The 19,380-nt window shown below is 71.0% G+C and carries 14 protein-coding genes; 8 read left to right on the top strand and 6 right to left on the bottom strand.

Going from position 1 to position 19,380, the window contains the following annotated elements; genetic code table 11:
• Positions 1–144: 144 nt before the first annotated feature.
• The 3 genes from WMF42_RS08725 to WMF42_RS08715 all read left to right on the top strand — a co-directional run bounded on the left by WMF42_RS08725 (position 145) and on the right by WMF42_RS08715 (position 3,212).
• Positions 145–1,146 carry an LLM class flavin-dependent oxidoreductase gene (locus WMF42_RS08725; RefSeq protein ID WP_437691391.1) on the top strand — a complete coding sequence of 334 codons (1,002 nt, stop codon included), beginning with the start codon at positions 145–147 and terminating at the stop codon, positions 1,144–1,146.
• 233 nt (positions 1,147–1,379) lie between these two features.
• Positions 1,380–2,267, top strand: a complete 888-nt coding sequence (locus tag WMF42_RS08720; protein ID WP_155798665.1) for an AraC family transcriptional regulator — start codon at positions 1,380–1,382, stop codon at positions 2,265–2,267.
• Between the two features lie 48 nt (positions 2,268–2,315).
• The gene (locus WMF42_RS08715) at positions 2,316–3,212 is read left to right on the top strand and encodes an alpha/beta hydrolase family protein (RefSeq protein WP_061610170.1); all 897 of its coding nucleotides are present in this window, start codon (positions 2,316–2,318) and stop codon (positions 3,210–3,212) included.
• On the opposite strand, the gene WMF42_RS08710 is transcribed toward WMF42_RS08715, so the two are convergent.
• Positions 3,175–4,581 carry a PQQ-dependent sugar dehydrogenase gene (locus WMF42_RS08710; protein ID WP_437691389.1) on the bottom strand — a complete coding sequence of 469 codons (1,407 nt, stop codon included), beginning with the start codon at positions 4,579–4,581 and terminating at the stop codon, positions 3,175–3,177. The two genes, WMF42_RS08715 and WMF42_RS08710, sit on opposite strands and share 38 nt — an antisense overlap.
• A gap of 27 nt (positions 4,582–4,608) precedes the next feature.
• Here WMF42_RS08710 and WMF42_RS08705 point away from each other — a divergent pair, with 27 nt between their 5' ends.
• Positions 4,609–5,802 carry a hypothetical protein gene (locus WMF42_RS08705; protein ID WP_437691387.1) on the top strand — a complete coding sequence of 398 codons (1,194 nt, stop codon included), beginning with the start codon at positions 4,609–4,611 and terminating at the stop codon, positions 5,800–5,802.
• 272 nt (positions 5,803–6,074) lie between these two features.
• Complete coding sequence (locus WMF42_RS08700; protein ID WP_061610557.1) at positions 6,075–7,388, top strand: inositol-3-phosphate synthase; 1,314 nt, start codon at positions 6,075–6,077, stop codon at positions 7,386–7,388.
• Positions 7,389–7,421: 33 nt separating this feature from the next.
• On the opposite strand, the gene WMF42_RS08695 is transcribed toward WMF42_RS08700, so the two are convergent.
• Both WMF42_RS08695 and WMF42_RS08690 read right to left on the bottom strand, forming a co-directional pair.
• Positions 7,422–8,228: a calcium-binding protein gene (locus WMF42_RS08695; protein ID WP_437691385.1), complete on the bottom strand. Its 807-nt coding sequence runs from the start codon at positions 8,226–8,228 to the stop codon at positions 7,422–7,424.
• 319 nt (positions 8,229–8,547) lie between these two features.
• Complete coding sequence (locus tag WMF42_RS08690; RefSeq protein ID WP_434046393.1) at positions 8,548–9,543, bottom strand: diacylglycerol/lipid kinase family protein; 996 nt, start codon at positions 9,541–9,543, stop codon at positions 8,548–8,550.
• A gap of 571 nt (positions 9,544–10,114) precedes the next feature.
• On the opposite strand from WMF42_RS08690, the gene WMF42_RS08685 reads away from it, so the two are divergent.
• A complete protein-coding gene (locus WMF42_RS08685) occupies positions 10,115–10,801 on the top strand; it encodes a hypothetical protein (protein ID WP_061610554.1) in 687 nt (228 codons plus the stop codon).
• 19 nt (positions 10,802–10,820) lie between these two features.
• Here the strand turns inward: WMF42_RS08685 and WMF42_RS08680 are convergent, their stop codons facing one another.
• Positions 10,821–12,338, bottom strand: a complete 1,518-nt coding sequence (locus tag WMF42_RS08680) for an ATP-binding protein (RefSeq protein WP_437691382.1) — start codon at positions 12,336–12,338, stop codon at positions 10,821–10,823.
• A gap of 99 nt (positions 12,339–12,437) precedes the next feature.
• Between WMF42_RS08680 and obgE the strand changes: the two genes are divergently transcribed.
• Complete coding sequence (gene obgE / locus WMF42_RS08675) at positions 12,438–13,460, top strand: GTPase ObgE (protein WP_061610552.1); 1,023 nt, start codon at positions 12,438–12,440, stop codon at positions 13,458–13,460.
• A gap of 288 nt (positions 13,461–13,748) precedes the next feature.
• A complete protein-coding gene (locus WMF42_RS08670; RefSeq protein WP_437691380.1) occupies positions 13,749–15,503 on the top strand; it encodes a hypothetical protein in 1,755 nt (584 codons plus the stop codon).
• Positions 15,504–15,553: 50 nt separating this feature from the next.
• On the opposite strand, the gene WMF42_RS08665 is transcribed toward WMF42_RS08670, so the two are convergent.
• A complete protein-coding gene (locus WMF42_RS08665) occupies positions 15,554–16,852 on the bottom strand; it encodes a trypsin-like serine protease (protein ID WP_434046388.1) in 1,299 nt (432 codons plus the stop codon).
• A 245-nt stretch (positions 16,853–17,097) separates the two neighbouring features.
• Entirely contained in the window at positions 17,098–19,164 is a 2,067-nt protein-coding gene (locus tag WMF42_RS08660; protein WP_437691378.1) for a CotH kinase family protein, read from the bottom strand.
• Positions 19,165–19,380 lie beyond the last annotated feature (216 nt).

The raw sequence follows: 19,380 nt of genomic DNA, 5'->3' as shown, positions 1-19,380 counted from the left end.
GTTCCAGGCGGCTCGATCGCCGCGGGCGGGGCGCCGGACGGACGCGAGCGCTGGACGGAGGGGCGTCCACGCCCCGACAAGCGCCGGTTGCCGGACGCTCCCGCGACCGTCCTTGTCGTGCAACAGTCGAGCGAGGTGCCCGACATGATCCCCTTTTCCGTTCTCGACCTCTCTCCGATTGTCCAGGGCGGAGACGCCGCCCAGGCCTTCCGCAACACGCTCGACCTTGCCCGGCGCGCCGAGCGGCTCGGCTACCGCCGCTACTGGCTGGCCGAGCACCACAACATGGGCGGCGTGGCCAGCGCGGCGACCTCGATCGTGATCGCGCACGTGGCCAGCGGCACCTCGACGATCCGCGTCGGCGCGGGCGGCATCATGCTGCCGAACCACGCGCCGCTCGTGATCGCCGAGCAATTTGGCACGCTGGCGTCGCTCTTCCCTGGGCGCATCGATCTCGGCCTCGGGCGCGCGCCAGGCTCCGATCCTGTCACCGCCCGCGCGCTGCGGCGCACCCTGACCGGCGACGTCGACGGCTTCCCCCAGGACGTCCTCGAGCTGATGGGCTACTTCCGCCCGGCGGAGCCGGATCAGCTCGTGCGGGCCGTGCCCGGGGCCGGCCTGGACGTGCCGATCTGGATCCTCGGCTCCAGCCTCTTCGGCGCGCAGCTCGCGGCGGCGCTGGGCCTCCCCTACGCGTTCGCCTCGCACTTCGCGCCGGGCCAGATGATGCAGGCGATCGCGCTGTACCGCAGGGAGTTCCGCCCGTCGGAGCAGCTCGCGCAGCCGTACGTCATGCTCGGGTTCAACGTGTTCGCGGCCGACACCGACGAGGAGGCCCGCCTCTTGTGGACGTCGCTTCTGCAGGCCTTCGTCAACCTGCGCCGCGGCCGTCCGGGGCCCTTGCCGCCGCCGATCGACGGCTTCGAGCGCGAGCTGAGCCCCCTGGAGCGCGCCGGCATCGAGCAGGCGCTCTCCTGCTCGGTCGTGGGCTCGCCGGAGACGGTGCGGCGCGGCCTGGAGGCCTTCATCGCCCGCACCCGCGCCGACGAGCTCATGGTGACCTCGCAGATCTTCGATCACGCCGCGCGCGTGCGCTCGTTCGAGCTCACGGCGCAGGCCCGCGACGACCTCGCGCGCGCCGGCTGAGGCGTCTCGCCGGTGGCGACCTGCACCGGCGGTCCGGGCGCCGATTCCAGTACCGTGCGAATTTTTCACGAAGCGAGGTTCACCGCGGCCGGCCTGGTCCGCCGCGCTCCCGCGCCGCGCTCGATCGCCTCTGGCGTTCGTCGGGCCCGTTGCCCTGAAGTTGAGCAACTTCGGTCAGGCATGACGGACAGCCCCTCGCTACCTTGCCCGTCGCCGAGGAGGACCCCGCGTTGATCGCAGCCGCCGAGAACGCCTATATCGTCAGGTTCCGCAGGGTGCTCGAGCACATCGACGCGCACCTGGACGAGGACCTGACGCTCGAGCGGCTGAGCGGCGTCGCCGCGTTCTCGAAGTACCACTTTCAACGGCAGTTCTCCGATCTGTTCGGGATCGGAGTCCACGAGTACGTGAAGCTCGTCCGCCTGCGACGCGCGTCGTACCGGCTCGCCTTACCGGCGCGGGAACAGGCCCGGATCATCGACATCGCGCTGGCGAGCGGTTACGAGAGCCCCGAGGCGTTCTCTCGCGCCTTCAAGAAGGCCTTCGGTCAGACGCCCTCCGAGTTCCGGGAACAGCCCCGGTGGGATCCCTGGCACGCGACCCATCTGCGCCTGATAGAGACAAGGACCCTCCCCCTGCAGGCCGTCCATCGCGCCGAGGACGTGAAGATCCTGCGGTTCGAGGAGACGCGCGTCGCCGCCGTCGAGCACCGGGGCGACCCGAAGCGGATCCTCGAATCGGTGCGCCAGCTCATCGCCTGGCGCAAGGACAACGGGCTTCCGCCGCGGACCAGCGCGACGTTCAACGTCCTGTACGACGACCCGGCCGAGACCCCGCCGGAGGCCTACCGCGCGGACATCTGCGCGGGCATCCGGCGCCCCGTGTCAGGCAACCCGTTCGGCGTCGTCGAGAAGGCGATCCCCGGCGGCCGCTGCGCCGTCCTGCGGCACGTCGGGTGCGAAGACGCGCTCTACGCGGCGGTGAAGTACCTCTACGCGACATGGCTCCCCGCGAGCGGCGAGGAGCTGCGGGATTTCCCGCTCTTTCTGCAGCGGGTGCGCTTCTTCCCGGAGGTGCCCGATCACGAGGCCATCACGGACATCTTCCTCCCGCTCCAGTGAGCTCGAAGCCATCTTCCTGCTCTCCCCGTCACCTCCGGAGAAACGCGCATGAATCGATTCGTGGGCAGCCGCAGCCTTGTCGTGCGAGACGCGACGAAGGACCTCTCGTTCCCTGTCCTGCTGATGTACCCGACGCACGTCCCCGCCGAGGTCGTCGCGATGGGGCCTTACTCGCTCGAGGTAGCTCCGGACGCCCCCCTTCCCGGTGGCCCTTCGCCCCTCGTCGTCATCTCGCACGGCGGCGGGAGCACGCCGCTCGCTTACCGGACGCTCGCGTCCCACCTCGCGCGGAGCGGGTACATCGTCGCCATGCCGGAGCACCCCGGGGACAATCGCAACGATCGATCCCTGTCCGAGACGGCCGAGAACCTGGAGAATCGACCTCGCCACGTCCGGCTGACGATGGATGCCCTCTGTTCCGACGCGGAGATCGGGCCTCACCTCGAGCGCGACAACGTCGCGATCGTCGGACACTCGATGGGTGGCTACACAGCGCTCGCCGTGGCGGGCGGGCAGCCCTGGACAGGGCCAGGGCAGAGGGTCGCGGTCACGAGGGACCCGCGCGTCAAGGCGCTGGTCCTGATGACCCCCGCGGCGAGCTGGTTCATCCCCAACGACGCCTTGCAGGACGTCCGGGCGCCCATCCTCTTGCTCGTGGCGGAGCACGATCGCATCACGCCGAGGTGGCAAGGGCAGCTCGTCCTCGACCTCGTCCCCGACAGGGCTCAGGTCACCTACACGATCGTCGAGAACGCGGGACACTTCTCCTTCCTGAGCCCGTTTCCTCCCCACATGCGCACCCCGGGCTTCCTGCCCGCCACCGATCCTCCCGGCTTCGATCGCGAGGCGTTTCAGCGCCAGCTCCAGCGAGACGTCCTCGATTTCCTCGATACGTCGCTGCGGGGCCTCAACCCGGGTCGATCCGGTAGATCCGCCCCGAGTTGAACATCACCACATGGATCTCCCCGGCCGCGTCCTCGCCGAACGAGGAAGGGAGTCCGTTCGGGCTCAGGGCGGAGGTGAGCTCGACGCGATCGGTCGCGGCCTTGCCGTCCCATACGAAGGAGAAGAAGCGGCCTGTCACGTAATCGCCATAGACATAGCGACCGCGCAGGCACGGGATCTTCGCGCCGCGATAGACATAGCCGCCGACGATCGAGCCCGCCTCGCTCCGCGGGTGCTCGACCGCGGGCGGGACCCCGCGCGGCTTGCACGCCGAGCCCGGAGGGTAGCAATGGCTGCCCTCCATCGCCTCCCAGCCGTAATCGTTCCTCCCCTGGCCGGGGCGCTCCACGAGGATCTCCTCCCAGCTCTTCTGGCCGACATCACCGATGTACAGGTCCCCGGTGAGCCGATCGAAGCTGAAGCGCCACGGGTTCCGGAGCCCGTAATCCCAGATCATCGGATCGCCGCTCGTCATGTTGCCCGCCGGCGCCCTGCCGGGCTGATCGACGTCCATGCGGAGGATCTTGCCGAGCTTCGAGGTGAGATCCGCCGCCGGGCTCGGCGATCGCGCGGAGTCGCCGATCGCGGCGTAGAGAAAGCCGTCCTTGCCGAAGGCCAGCATGCCGCCGACGTGGTTCCAGGCGCCGTGCTTCACGTCGACGAGGGAGCGGACAGGCTCGGGATGGGCGGCGTCGGCGCCCTGCGCCCCGCGCTTCCACTCCTCGATCACGACGTTGCCGCGAGGGGCCGACGAGTAGTGGATCCAGAAGCGCCCGTTCTTCGCGTAATCCGGGTGGAACGCGAGCCCGAGCAGCCCGCCCTCGGCGTTCGGCGCCGGGAAGAACACGCGCGATCGCGCGTCGAGGAACGGCGCCTGCTGGACGGCGCCGTCCTTGAGGAGCCGGATGATCCCCGTCTTCTCGAGCACCAGGAGGCGCGCCGGATCACCGGGCGGCGCGGCCACGTACGTCGGCTGATCGAGCCCGCTCGCGACAAGGGTGAGCTTCAGCGGCGGAACGCCGCCGCACTTCGCCGGGCGAGCGAGCTCCGCGCCGGACGCGGCCAGCGCCGCGGGCGCGCCGCCCGGTGCCGCCGGATCGCCTTCCGGCGCAGCAGGCGGCGCCGCGGACGCCGCGCCTGTCGTCCCGGCGCCCGCCGCCGTGACCGGCGCCGCCGCGCCCCCTGCCGCGACCTGGCCGGCGACGCCCTCGCGGGATGCGTCGGGCGGCCCCGCGACCTGCACGCGCCGCTCGCAGGCGGCTACACTGCCCGCGAGCAGGAGGCAGCAGGCAGTCCGATGGAACGCGCACGCTCTCGTCACGCAGGCAGCGCGCCCGACGGCGCGCCGCGGGATCCGTCTCTCGATCAAGCGGACACCTCCGTCTCTTCCTTCATCATGAGCGGCCGGCTCTGGCAAGCCGCCATCGCGTCGCTGCTCCTCGCGAGCGGCGGCTGCAGCGCGAAGGAGACGCCCCGGACCGAGCCCCTCCCCGCGCCCGACAGGCTCGACATGAAGGCGCCCGCGGCCGCGCGCGGCGCCCGCGCGGGCGATCACCCCGGCGCCGGCCCGGTCGAGGCCCCCCCGGCGCTGCCGCCCTGCAAGGACGGCGACACAGATCCTCACGATCTCCGCTGCACCGGCCTGTACAGCGACTTCGGCGCGCGCACGATCGCGGCGGGCGTCCGCGAGTTCAAGCCAGCCTTCGAGCTCTGGAGCGACGGCGCCGAGAAGACGCGCTGGATCTACCTCCCTCCCGGCTCGACCATCGATGTCTCCCGGATGAACGACTGGAGCTTCCCCGTCGGCACCCGGCTATGGAAGGAGTTCCGGCTGCCCGTCGCCGGCGCGCCCCGCCGGATCGAGACGAGGTTCCTCTGGAAGACAGCGGAGGATCGCTGGACGCGCGCCACCTACGCCTGGTCGGAGGACGGCGCGCGCGCGCTTCAGGTGAAGGCCGGCGTCCCTCAGGTGCCCGGCACCGACGGCTACGCGATCCCCGCGCAGGTCGACTGCATCCGCTGCCACGCGGGCAAGACCGACAACCCGGTCGGCTTCGAGGCGATCCAGCTCGCCGCGCCGGAGGCCACCGGCCTCACCTACGCCGAGCTCGTCCAGCGCGGCCTGCTCTCGACGGCCGCCGGCGGCGCGCTCCCCGGCCCGGGCGCGCTCGACGTGCCCGGGAGCGCGACGGAGCGGCGCGCCCTCGGCCTGCTCCACGCCAACTGCGGCGTGTCGTGCCACCACCCGCTCGGCGTCGCGACGCATTTCGAGATGCGCCTCAACATCGACGCTTCCGGCCGGGTAGGCGACGTGCGCGGCGCGCGCGTCTACCAGACGGCGATCAACCAGCCATCGAAGCTCCGCCCGCCCGGGGCGCCGCCCGAGGCGCGCTATTACCGGATAAGGCCCCTCGATCCGGATCGCAGCACCTTGCTCCGCGCCATGGCCCGGCGCGACGCGCCCGGCGCGCCGCCCGAGCAGATGCCGCCGCTCGCGACCCGCCGCGTCGACGAGGCGGGCGTCGCCGCTGTCCGCGCCTGGATCGAGGCCATGACCCCCGCCGCCGGCTACCCGCCGGCCGCGCCCTGACGACCCTGCCGCGCGCCGCGCCTCGCGCCCTACCGCCGCCGTCCGAGGCGCCCGGGCTGAAGGGCAATCCGGAAGCGCGCGAAGGGCGCGCGCAGGAAACGCCCTCGCGCGCTCGTCGCGCCGTGGTGATCACGCTCGCCTGGCCTCATGCTCCCGGCGGTCGCAGCGCCGCGCGACCGCGGCCGACGTCGCTCGCCGGGCGCACGGCACCGGCGGATGCGCCGCCTTGCCCGAGGAGCGCCCACGACCGCGACCGGGGGGGAACACGTCACGTGAAGCAGCCGAAAGAGATCAAGAAAGCGGAGGGCAAGCTCGGGGTCCTGCTGCCGGGCCTGGGCGCCGTCTCCACGACGACAATCGCGGGCACCCTGCTCGCGCGTCGCGGCCTCGCGGCGCCGATCGGGTCGCTCACGCAGCTCGGCACGATCCGGCTCGGCCGGCGGACCGACGACCGCGCGCCCAGGATCAAGGATTTCCTGCCGCTCGCGACGCTCGATCAGCTCGTGTTCGGCGCGTGGGACATCTTCCCCGACAACGCCTACGAGTCGGCGCGCCACGCGGACGTGCTCGAGCGACGCCACCTCGACGCCGTCCGCGACGAGCTCGAGCGGATCCGGCCGATGCCCGCGGTGTTCTACCCGCACTACGTGCGGCGGCTCCACGGCAACCACGTGAAGAAGGGCGCGAGCAAGGCCGAGATGGTCGAGCAGGTCCGGGAGGATCTCCGCGCCTTCCTCCGCGACAGCGGCGCGGCGCGCGCCGTCGCCGTCTGGTGCGGCTCGACCGAGGTGCACATCGCGCCCGCCGAGGTCCACGCCTCGGTCGCGCGCTTCGAGGCGGGCCTCGCCGAGGATCACCCGGCGATCTCGAATTCCCAGATCTACGCCTGGGCGTGCCTCAAGGAGCGCATCCCGTTCGCGAACGGCGCCCCGAACCTGACGGTCGACTTCCCGGCCGCCTGGGAGCTCGCGCGGAAGCAGGAGGTGCCGATCGCCGGCAAGGACTTCAAGACCGGCCAGACGCTCATGAAGACGGTGATCGCCCCGGGGCTCAAGGCGAGGATGCTCGGCGTCGCCGGGTGGTTCTCGACGAACATCCTCGGCAACCGCGACGGCGAGGTGCTCGACGACCCCGAGTCGTTCAAGTCCAAGGAGGTCTCGAAGCTCGGGGTGCTCGAGCAAATCCTCCAGCCGCACGCGCACGGCGAGCTCTATGGCAAGCTCTTTCACAAGGTGCGTATCGAGTACTACCCTCCTCGGGGCGACGCCAAGGAGGGGTGGGACAACATCGATCTCGTCGGCTGGCTCGGCTACCCGATGCAGATGAAGATCAACTTCCTCTGCCGCGACTCGATCCTCGCCGCGCCCATCGTGCTCGACCTGGCGCTCCTCCTGGATCTCGCGCAGCGCGCCGGGCTGCGCGGCACGCAGGAGTGGCTGAGCTTCTACTGGAAGAGCCCGATGACGGCGCCGGAGCTGTACCCGGAGCACGACCTCTTCATCCAGTCGATGAAGCTCAAGAACACGATGCGCTGGCTCATGGGGGAGGACCTCATCACCCACCTGGGCAACGAGTATTACGACTGATCGCGGGGCGGCGCCCTCCCCCGGGCGGCCGCCTCACTGCCACCGCAGGTGCACGTCGACGACCGCGCCTGTCCGCGTCACCGCGCCGTCCGAGAATGTGAACGCGGCGCGCTCGACCTCGCAGTTGCCGCGCCCGTCGCAGCGCCGCTCGCGCCCGTACGAGAGCTCGATGGCGACGAGCCCGCGCGACGCGATCGGCTCGAGCTCGCCCGCGCTCGAGGCGCGGTTCGCGTCGCTGTCGCTCCAGAGCACGAGCCGCGACCACGCCTCGTCCCGCGCCGTGATCCGGCCGTCGCCGTCGGTGTCGAGCTCGCGCAGCGCGGTGAACCCGTTGTCCGCGCGGGCGCCGCTCGAGAGCACCGTCGCCGAGCCGAACAGCTCCTCACCGCCGTCGATCGCGCCATTGCCGTCCCGATCGATCGCGAGCCACGGCGTCGCCGCGGTGGGCCAGTCGGTGGCGATCGTGGCCCCGAGCCCTGTCAGATCGAACGCGCCCGTCATCGCTGTCAGGTACTCGATCGGCCGCTGATCGAACGAGAGAACGAGCGGCGTGCTGCTGCTGCTCGACTGGCACCCGGTCCAGGTCGGCACCCCCTCGACGTCCTCGCACAGCTCGAAGCCGCCCCCCCCGTTCATGGTGCAATCCCGGCTATCGCCGATCTTGCACGCCGACTCGGCCTCCTCCTCGCCTTCGACCGCGCCCTCCTCGCTCCCCTCGCCCTCCTCGCCTTCGAGCGCGCTCCCATCGGTCCCCTCGCCCTCCACGGAGGTCACTTCTCCGACGCACCCGGCGCCGAACGACACCGCCGCCAGGAGGAGCGAGAAGGAGAGAGCTCTCACAGAAACAGAATGAGCCATCAAGGAATCGGTGTTCATGGCACATCACTTTGGCAAGCCCCGCGCCAGCCTCTCGACGGCTGCGAAGTCATTGAAAAGACAGCAGTTTTCAAGGTGCACCGATCGCCCACACCCGGGAGAACGTGCCACCCTGCGCCGATCGCACCGAGCCCCCGGACCAGCGTGTCTCATCAGCGCCAAAGCGTGCCACTGGCCCCTGGCCCAGCCTGGACTCGCGCCCTCACGTCAACCGCGATGACCCGGCGTCACCCGAACAGGCATCCATCGGCGCCGCGAGCCGCCCCCCGCGACGAGCTCGCCGCTACCCCCGCGGCGGCGCGTAAAAATCCACGATCCGTATGGGCTCGGTCAGCCGCACCCGCACGCGCGAGCGCTCCCCGCGGACGTCGCCGCCGATCTGGAAGCTCGTCGCCGGGTCCATCTCGATCGTGACCTCGTCGACGAAGTAGTCGAACACCGTCTCCAGGTCGTCGAACTCCCCGTTCCAGATGCTCGAGAAGTTCCGCACGAACGTGAACGGCGAGATCATCGACACGCGGAGCTGCATCCGGTCCTGGCGGTCGTCCGCGTAGGGGAACATCCGGAAGCCGAAGCCGTAATAGGGGATCGTCGACAGCGCCGCGATCTTCGCCGGCCCCTCGTAGATGACGCCGCCCTTCTTGATCGGCGCGCCGAGGATCGCCCCCTTCTCGCCGACGCGGATCGCGTCATTGCCCTCGTTGATGATGCGGCAGTGCGGCGTGCGCCGCACCAGGTAGCTCGGGATCGTCCGCGTCGTCGCCGCGACAGCGTACGCCACCGGCCCCGGCGCGAGCCGCTTCAGCGGGCCCCGCGCGAGCGCCGACTTGACCGCGTTGTAGTCGCGCAGCATGACCGCGTCGATCCCGAAGCCGCAGAACGGAGACAGGATGTCCTCGGCCTCCACGAGCCGCAGGTTCCGGCTGCCGGCCTCGGCGCGCAGCCGCTGGAGGTCCACCGCGAGCCCCGGCTTCGCGCCCGCGCCCCCCGACGCGCCGAGCACCCACGCCAGCGAGTTGCCCGTCCCGAGGCGCAGCAGCCCGAACCGCGGCAGCGGCAGCCCGCGCCGCTTCGCCTCGTTCACCACCGCCGTCACCACCACCGTGAACGTCCCGTCGCCGCCGCCCGTGAGGATCGTGCCGTAGCCCCTGTCGACAAGGATCCGCGCGATGCCCTCGCTCTCCTCCACGCGCCGCGACACGAACAGGTCGCCCGTGTCGAGGATCTGGTCGAGCGTCTCGATCACCTCCGCCGTCACGCTCTTGGCGTTGCCGTTCACCACCACAGCAATCCGGCTGCTCGCGAGGCCCCGCGGGACTTCGCTCGCACGACGCGGCGCATCAGCAGCCGCGGCCTGGGGGACGTCATCGGGGCCGCGACCTGCGGGCGGAGAGCTCATGGACCGCGATCTACCACGACCGCCCCCTGCGCTTGGAGGCCGCGCGGGAGGGGCTCCGGCGATGGGACGTCGCGAACGACGGGGACGACTGCCCGGCGACCGACGGGGTCGCACGCGGCCCTCACGGGCCCACCGCGGCAGCCCCTCCGAGGCCGTGCTGTGGGCCAACGTGCTCCGTGCACCGCTCGTCCGGTGACCCACGTTTCGAGAGACCTCATAGCGTGCGATGGTCGCTGGTTTTGGCTCTCGGGCCGATCTTGGGTCATGCTGGCATCGGGAAAGCGAAAAGCCTCCCCGAAACTTAGTGGACGGGGAGGTCGATTTTTTGGTAAGGCGACGACCTGTCGATCCAATTGGACTTGACAGCCGTGCGGGTCTTCCCCCGCGCGGGCGGCGCGCGCTTGTGGCGAAGGGCCGCGATGATCTCGTACCCAGCGGGGGACGCAGCGACATGCCGAAGATCACAAAGCAGGGCAGCTCCGACAAGGCGACGGGCACGAAGAAGAAGTCCTCTTCGAGCGCCAAGGGGGGCGCAGAAGCTCAGCTTGCGAAACCCGTGAATCCGGTAATTAAGGAAGACTCGAAATCTTCGTCAAGTGCTTCCAAGCGTAAGCTTGGCCTCCGCGGCGCCGCGCCGTGGGCCGCCCGGCACGCCGCGAAGCACGCCGCCGAGGCGCGGGCTCGGGCCGCCGAGCCGGCGCCCCCCGGCAGCGCGCGCGCGACCATCCGGGTGCCGAGCGGCGCGGAGGAGATCAAGGCGAAGATCGCCGAGCTCCACAACCAGACCCAGAAGATCCGCACGCTGCGCAAGCGGCTCGACAAGGGGTTCTTCGATATCGGGGTGGTGCTCGCCGAGATCCAGCAGCAGGAGCTGTATCAGGCGAAGGGGTACGGCTCGTTCGAGGCGTTCCTCGAGCGCGAGATCGATCTCGGCAAGCAGACGTCGTTGCGCCTCATCAAGGTCGCCCACGTCTTCCAGCGCGAGGTGGCCCTCGACTACGGCATGGACCGCCTCTTCGTCGCGCTCGCCGCCCTCGAGGGCGAAGCGGCGCCGAAGCCCGCGCCCTCCGCCATCCCCTCCGCCCCCGGCTCCAAGCCCCCCCTGCCGCTCAAGCCCCCCATGCGCATCGTCGGCTGAGCGGCGCTCACCCGCCCCATCAGATGCCGGCGCCCCGGGGCGGGGCCGAGCCGGTGGGGGGGCGGGTGACGGGCTCGGCGATGAAGCGGGGGAGCCGCACGCGGACCGTGGTGCCCTCGGCCGCGCGCGTGCTCACCTCCACCCGGCCCGCGTGCTGGTCGACGATCTTCCGGACGATCGCGAGCCCGAGGCCGGTGCCCGCCGCCTTCGTGGTGAAGAACGGATCGAAGATCTCGGCGAGGATCGTCGGATCGATCCCGGGGCCCGTGTCCGAGATCGACAGCCACACCTCGGTCGCGTCCCCCGACGCGCACGCGCGCAGGACCCCGCCGTCGGGCAGGACGTCCAGCGCGTTGACGACGAGGTTCAGGACCACCTGCTTGAGCTTCTCCACGTCGCCGAGCGCGAAGCAGTCGTCCCCGAGGTCGCGGACGACCTCGATGCGGCGGCTCGCGAACGCCTCCTCCTCGAGGTCGAGCACGTCGCGCACGACGCGCGCCAGGTCGACGGGCTCGCGGTGGGGGGCGCGCGGCCGGGCGAGCTCGAGGAACTCGCCGAGGAGGCGGCCCAGGCGGGCGATCTCGGCCTCGACGATGCCGACGCGCCGCTTCATGGGCTCGCGGATCGCCTCGTCGGAGAGGCGGTCGATGCCGCGGCTGAGCAGGTGGAGCTCCAGGACCGCGGCGTTCAGGGGGTTCCGGATCTCGTGCGCGAGCCCCAGGGCGAGCGGGGCCATGGCGTTGAGGGCCTCGGCGTCGGCGGCGCGCCGCTCCAGCGCGCGGCGCTCGGTCACGTCGATGCCGATGCCGTACACGAGGTCGGTCTTGCCGCCGCGCCCGCCGCTGCGGACGCCGGAGAGGTGCCAGCGGACCCGGCGGATCGCGCCCACCGCGTCCCGGACGCCGACCTCGACCTCGGCGGCGGCGTCGCCCTCGACGACGCCAAGGAACGACTGGTTGAACCGGCGCTGCTCGGACTCGTCGACGAGCGTCTCGCAGAACGGCGTGCCGAGCGCGGCGTCGCCGCCCACGCCTGTCAGCGCGGACAGGCGCGGGTTGAAGAGGGCGACGCGGCCCTCGGCGTCCAGGCCGAGGATGAGCACGTCGGCCGCGTCGACGATCGCCCGGTAGCGCCGCTCGAGCTCCTCGCGCTCCCGCTTCAGCGAGATCTTCTCGATCGCCTGGGCCACCGTGGAGATGAGCTCCTCCGGGCGGAACGACTTGAGGATGAAGGCGAAGGCGCCGGCGCGGAGCGCTGCCATCGCTGTGTCGACCGTGGCGAAGCCGGTCACGAGGACGATCTCGCCGTGGGGGGCGGCGGCGCGGAGGGGGGCGATCAGCTCGAGGCCGCTCGCGTCCGGGAGCTTGACGTCGACGACAGCGACGTCGAAGCCGTCGCGGCGGGCCGCCGCGAGCCCCTGCTTGCCCGTGGGCGCGAGGGCGACCTCGACGTCGAGCTCGCGCGCGCCCTCGAGGACCTCGCGCAGATTTGCGGCCAGGCTCGTGTTGTCGTCCACGATCAGGATTCGAGCGCGCACCTGGGATCTCCTGGTCGAGCGGTCCAGCGGGCGACCCGACGCGAGGGGTCGCCTTCCGCTGTGGGGTCTTTTCTGAATTTTATGCTATGAGCCGCCGTCATGCGGTTCGTCGATCAGTGCCGTCTGAAGGTCATTGCCGGGGATGGCGGCAACGGAGCAATCGCATTCCGCCGCGAGAAGTACATCCCGTTCGGCGGCCCCGCGGGCGGCGACGGCGGCCGCGGCGGGGATGTCGTCTTCGTGGGCGACGAAGGCCTGTCCACGCTACTCGACTTCACGTACGCGCGCACGCTCGAGGCGGAGCGCGGCGAGCACGGGATGGGGAGCGACTGCCACGGGCGCGCCGGCGGCGACCGGGTCGAGAAGCTCCCCGTGGGGACGCAGATCTTCGACGCCGAGAGCGGCGAGCTGCTCGCCGACCTGACCGAGCACGGCCAGCGGGTCGTTGTCGCCCGCGGCGGCAAGGGGGGGCGGGGCAACCTGCACTTCAAGTCGCCGCACGACCGGGCGCCCCGGCGCTCGGAGCCGGGGGAGCCCGGCGAGGCGCGCGAGCTGCGCCTCGAGCTGAAGGTGCTCGCCGACGTCGGCCTGCTCGGCTTCCCCAACGCCGGCAAGAGCACGTTCGTCGCGGCCGTCTCCGCGGCCCGGCCGAAGATCGGCGACTACCCGTTCACGACCCTCACCCCGATCCTGGGCATGGTCGAGATCGGCGGCGGCGTGCGGTCGGGCGGGTCGAGCTTCGTGATCGCGGACATCCCGGGGCTGATCCCGGGGGCGAGCGAGGGGGTGGGGCTCGGCATGAAGTTCCTGAGGCACGTGGAGCGGACGCGCGTGCTCCTCCACCTCGTGACGCTCGATCCCGGCGAGGGCCGCGAGCCGCTCGCGGACTACCGGGCGCTCCGCAAGGAGCTCAAGAAGTTCAGCCCGGCGCTCGCGGAGCGCCCCGAGATCGTCGCGCTGACGAAGGCCGACCTGACCGACGTGCGCGAGGCCTACCCGAAGCTCAAGGCGCGGTTCGCGAAGGCGAAGGTGAAGCTCCACCTGGTCAGCGCCGCGACGGGCGAGGGCGTCACCGAGCTGATCAACGAGCTCGCGGCGATCGTGCGCAAGCGCGAAGACTGAGCGCCTGGAGGCCTCGCCGGGACGCCAGGTCCCTGAAGGCCTCGCCGCGGGTCTACCGATCGACCTCGTCCATCGATTCCCCACGATATCGGCCAGATATCCATCCGACATCGGCCCCTCCCCACCCCACGTGGAGGCAGGACACACAGTCCTGTCTCGTACGCTGACCGCCCACATCTCCTTTGCTTTTGCAGCCGAGCGAGCGCGCGCGCTGCCTGGACAAGCGAGGGAAGTTCGCGTCCACTTTTCACTCCGGATTGTCGCGTCATGCCAGGAGAGGAAGCCCCGATGCGCTGGTCGATCTTCAGCAAACCGTCTGCTCTTGCGTGGTCGTTGGCCCTCTCGGCGGTGCTCGGCGCCAGCGGGGCGGCGCGCGCCGACGTCGTGCAACCGAACGGCACCGTCGTCCCTGTGGTCCGTGATCGGTTGAGCGACCTGCTCAACGGATCGGAGAACAACGACGACATCGACGAGGGGATCGACGTCGTCGCCGACGCCGCTGTGGAGCCCCAGGTGTTCTCGCCGCTCTGCGAGTTCAGCGGCAGGTACATCGCCAAGGGGGGCGGCGCCAACTTCGCCGTCGGCTGGTACAACGTCGACGATACCCGCAGCAGCGACGACCCGCCGCTCTACATCTCCGTGGACAGCGGCGCCAACATCAACACGGCGGCGCCGGGGAGCGACATCCAGATCCTCTTTCCGTTCTCAACCGCTCTGCCGCCCGCCGAGACGCGCGAGCTGACGGCCGTGTCGATCCGGGAGAGCCCCGCATACGCCGGCGGCCTGATCGGCTTCGTGCTGATCCCCAACCCGAACGGCACCGGCAACGAGAATGCCACGCAGTACCACTACACCGAGCACCGGTTCAACGTGATGTGCTCGGCGTGCGCGACCCCGGGACCCTGGTACTCGGATCTCATCTACCGGTCGAATGAGCTGCTCAACACGTTCTACCTGGGGTTCGAGGATCTCGACTTCCGGAACGCGTCGGGCGCCGCGGGGGTCAACGGCAACGATCTCGACTACGAGGACTTCCTGTTCCGCTTCTCGGGGATCACCTGCCCCGAGGCCGGCCAGCCGTGCGAGGTCGACGAGAACGTGGGCGCTTGCCGCCTCGGGATCTCCGACTGCGACGCGCAGGGCGCGGTGATCTGCACGCCGTTCGTGCAGCCCGGAAGCCAGGCAGAGCAGTGCGACGGCCTCGACAACGACTGCGATGACGTGATCGACGAGGAGGCGCCCTGTCCGGAGAACCAGGTGTGCAGCCGCGGCCGCTGCGTGGACCGCTGCGGCTCCGCGGAGTTCCCCTGCGAGGACGGGCTCGTGTGCGTCGAGGGCCTGTGCGTCGAGAGGGCGTGCGTGGACGTGATGTGCGAGGCGGGCGAGGTGTGCCATCAGGGCGAGTGCCGCGGCGCGTGCGACGGCGTTGTGTGCCCGCACGATCAGGTGTGCCGCGGCGGGCGCTGCCTCGATCCGTGCGAGGGCGTCCAGTGCAACGACGGCCAGGTGTGCGAGGGGGGCGTCTGCGTGATCCAGTGCGACTGCCGCGGGTGTCCCACGAACGAGGGCTGCGACATGGAGTCCGGCCGGTGCGTCGAGACGGCGTGCGTGGGCGTCGCGTGCGAGGCGGGCACCTACTGCCGCGACGGGAGCTGCGTCGACGCCTGCGATGGGGTCGCGTGCCCCGCGGGCGAGCGGTGCGAGGCGGGCGCGTGCGTCGCCGAGCCGCCGCCGCCCACCACCGCCACGTCGGTCGGAGCGGGGCTCGACACCGTCACGTCGTCCGGCGCGGGCAACGCCGCGTCGGGCGGGGGCTCCGCGTCGGGCGCAGGCGGGGCGCCGGCCACGGGGTCCGGCGCGGGCGGCGGTGGCGAGGGCAGCGGCGAGTCGTCGGGCTGCGGCTGCCGCCTCGGCGCCGACACGCCCTCCGCGGGCGGCCTCACCGCGCTGCTCCTCGCCGCCGGCCTCGGGCTGCGCCGCGGGGTGCGCCGCCGGCCGGTTCGCGGGCAGCGCCGCGCGCCCGGCGGTGGTGAGATGCGCTGAGGAGCCGCCAGGGCGCGCGGGAGAGCGAGCGCGCCGGCGCGCGCTCGCCCCTACAAGCGCTCGATCAGGAAGCTCCGGGTCTTGTCGTCGAAGCTCTGGGCGGCGAGGTTCGCGTCTGTCGTGAGGACGCGCGACCCGGTCGAGTATTGCAAGAACCAGTCGTAGAGCGTCACCTGGAAGCCGGGGGGGACGCGGACGGAGCTGACTCTCTGGTCCCAGTTGGCCCAGGGGCCGCCGAGAAAGACGGCGGAGCCGACGCCGTACAGGAACGATTCGCCCGAGAAGTTGGCGTGCTCGTAGAAGGTGACGACGTCCAGCTGCGGGTCGGAGGCGTTCGAGACGACGATGCTCGAGAGCGCGTCGTTGAAGCCCGCGGCCACGAGATCCGTGTCCGAGGTGAAGATGCGCACCTCACCCCCGAAGTCGTGGTGGATGAAGGCCGTGACCCGGAGCCCAGCGGGGACCTTGATGGCGCTCGCGCGGTTGTCGCCGATGATCGTCGAGTTCCAGAGGTTGTGGTGGCCGAGCCCGAAGCCCTGCGAGATGCCGGAGAAGTTGGAGAGATCGTGGAGCACGACCTGGTTGCTCGGGTGGACGGTGGGGCCGCCGGCGATCGTCGCGTCGATCCACGCGCGGTGGCGCGCGACGTCGACGCCGAGGTGCGTCGCGTGCAGGTTCGTGCCGTCCTGCCCGTTCACGCCCGAGAACACGGCGACCTGAAGCCCGTCGACGAACCACGGGCCGCCGGAGTCGCCGCTCCAGCCCGAGCCCGTCACGCCGGTCGCCAGGAGCTCCTCGTCGGAGTACCGGCTGTCGATGTGGAGGCTCGCCTTCTTGAGCGACGGCGCCATCACGAGCGGCGTGCCCTCGCTCCCCCAGCCGTAGGCCGTCGCGTCGCTCCCGATCGCTGTCGACGTCGCCGCGGCGAGCTGGACGAACGGGCCATCGGCGTCCTCGGTCAGGTGGAGCAGCGCGATGTCGGCTGCGGCCGACGGCACCTCGACGGCGTCGACAGCGACGCGCTGGCCCGCGAGGTACGTGTTGCTGCCGAAGCGAACCGCCGACGTCTCGCCCTCGTCCGCGATGCAGTGCTGCGCCGTGAGCACCCAGCGCGCCGCGACGAGGGTGCCGGTGCACTGGTAGAAGTCGCCCGTGCTCCCGCGCACGTCGAAGACCTGGACGGCCCAGGGGCTCGCCTCGGCGAGCTCGCCGCCGACGATCTCGGACGCGTGCGATGCGACCGGCTCGTCCGGCTCGTCGGCGCCCGAGCAGGCCGTGGAGAGGCTGAACGCAACACCGGCACAGACAGCGAGGCACAACTGATGATCGATAAGCGCTTTTTTGTTCATCGTATCTCCGCGTCGTGACGTCCGGAGTGTGCGCGATGCCTGGAGCGACACAAGGCGGCGTTCTGGAACGGCCGCGTTCGAGGAGTGGAACATCGAGAGGGCTCGATGCGCGGTTTGATGTATCGGTACTTGTACACCCGCCGTGGGGGCGCGCGCCGGTGAGGTCGCCCGGGCGGAGGCAGAAGCTCACGCGCTGAGCGTCTCGGTCCTTCGGGACGCTCGTCCCGTGCGCTCGCGTCAGCCGGTCACGGATCGACGGACGTCGGGCCGAAGAGCTCGACGTCGTCGATCTCGATGGTGCCCGAGTCGACCTCGCCCCGGCCGAGGAAGCCGTTCGCGCCGACGCCGTTCATCTCCGGGCCAAAGGAGAGGCCGATGATCGACCTGAGCACGTCGTTCACGTCGTCGCCGGGGTCGCGGCCGCCGTCGATGGCCCAGCCGGGGAGCTCCATGTCGGCGAACTTCAGCTCGATGAGCTGGGGCTCGGCGCTGAGCAGCACGTCCCACCCGTGACGGACGCCGGAGATCCCCTCGCTCTGCGCGGGGCTCTCGACGTCGAAGCGCAGCCAGCGCGCCCCGTCGGCGCGCGCCCGGAAGCGGACGCCCTCGAGCGACGTCACGTCGAGGGGGCCCTCGACGAGGGGCACCGCGAAGTACACGTACTGCCCCCAGGCGTACCCCTCGTCGCGGAAGTCGAAGCGGAGGAGCAGGCTCTGCGCGCCGTTCAGCGGATCTTCCTGCGTCAGCGACTGCACGGCGCCGGACGCTTCGTTGGTGGCGAGCAGCGTCCCGACATACAGCCCGAGCGTGTCCGCGGCCTCGAAGTCGTTGATCCCCGTCGCGGTGAACGAGAAGGGCACGAGAGGCGTGTCGCTGGCGAAGCGCGCCAGGCGCTCTCGCAGGAGCGGCACCTCCGCCCTGAGCCGCTCGACCGCCGGCTCCCAGGCGGCGAGGCCCGGCCCGAGCGGGTCTTCCTCGACGGCAGCGCGGATCAGCGCAGCGTACCTGTCGACCTGCTCCTCGATCCGCCCCTCGCTGAACGGCCCCTCGAGCAGCTCCTGGAGCGCAGCCCGATACCCCGCCGGGTCCTGGAGCAGGGCGCTGAACAGCCCGTCGCAGCTCGGCTGACGCACCGTCTCCGTGCCCATGAACACAAGGAGGTCCGTGGGGCAGGTCGACGGCGCCGCCGTCCAGCGCGGCACCTGGCCGAAATAGGTGCTGGGGCTGAGGGTCTGGTCGAGATCCCACGGGATGAGGCGGAATTTGCCCGAGGAGGGATCGTCGTAGATGAAGAAGTTGTGGTTGTTCGCGGCGCCCGCGTCGTCGACATAGAAGGTCGTGACGCCATCCCAGTTCATGATGGCCTCGTCGACGGCCATGTACCGCTGCAGTTGCTCGACGTCCGCCCACTGCGACAGCGCGTCGAGGCGCTCCGCGCCCTCGGCGGACGCGAGGTCGCTCGCGAACGCCACGAAGCGCTCGTGCGTCGCCTCGTCCTTGTTCGTCTCGAGGCGCTCCGCGTAGTAGCTGGCGTCGTCCGTGACGGGCCACGCTTCCTTGTAGAGCTGGCCCTCCGACCCCTCGGGGAAATTGCTCTTGAGGAAGGGGCCGTCGACGGCCTCGACCATCGAGAAGAGCCCTTGCGACTCGCCGTTCACGTGCAACGTGGCCCACGAGCTCCTCGGGGCCGGAACGCCCATCTCCCGGTACAGGCCATAGGCGATCCGCTCGTGGAGCCTGGTGGGGTCCCAGATCATGGAATGGAAGTTCAGGCGCTTCTGCTCGTAGAAGCGCTGTCCGTCGACGTACTCGTCGAACTTCACCTTCATGCTGAGCTTCGGGCAGGTGAGCCTTCCCTGCTCGTCGAAGCACATCTCCAGGGTGCCGTAACCGCCCTTGAAGCGCAGGCCCACGACGCCCAGGCTCTTGCCCTTGTAGCAGGCCTCGGCCTCCACGTACTCCTCGTCGCGGGCGTTCGCCTTGAGCTCCGCCCAGCGCTCTTCCGGAAGGTGGAAGTCGAAGCGCGGGATCTCGTCCGCCGCGTACAGCTCGTCCGCGTCGCGGTCGGCCAGCGTGGGGTCCGCCGGCTCGCACGGCGGCGTCGAGACCTGCCCGCCGGCCCCGCCTTCGCCCGCGCCACCTTCCCCGCCAGCCCCGGCCCCGCCTCCGCCCGCGCCGCCGCCTTGCCCGCCAGCGCCGGCAGCGCCCGAGCCGCCCGTCCCAGCGCCGCCGCCGGCGCCCTCGTCATCCCCGCAGCCCGCGCCCACCGCGGCAGCCGCCAGCACAAGCAACGTCCAAGTACCAAGCTTCATGCAATGCTCCTTTACCAGCTGCGACCGTAGTCGTGTCGCTTGCGCGCGTCGACGCCCGACGCGCGCGCATGCGCCGACCCGGCGCCGCAGCGTCGCTTTCGTGCGCCGTCCGTGACATCGGCCCGGGGATGCGCGGCCCGCACCCTCGCTGCGCCGTGGAGGAAAGCCCCAGCAGCGCCGCGCGATCCGGTTGACAAAACGGCGCGGAATGGCGTG

The sequence above is a fragment of the Sorangium sp. So ce176 genome (assembly GCF_051519835.1).
In the GTDB taxonomy this organism is placed as follows: Bacteria; Myxococcota_A; Polyangia; order Polyangiales; family Polyangiaceae; genus Sorangium; species Sorangium cellulosum_G.
Note: the sequence above shows the minus strand (reverse complement) of the source record. Positions and strands in the feature narration are given on the sequence as shown.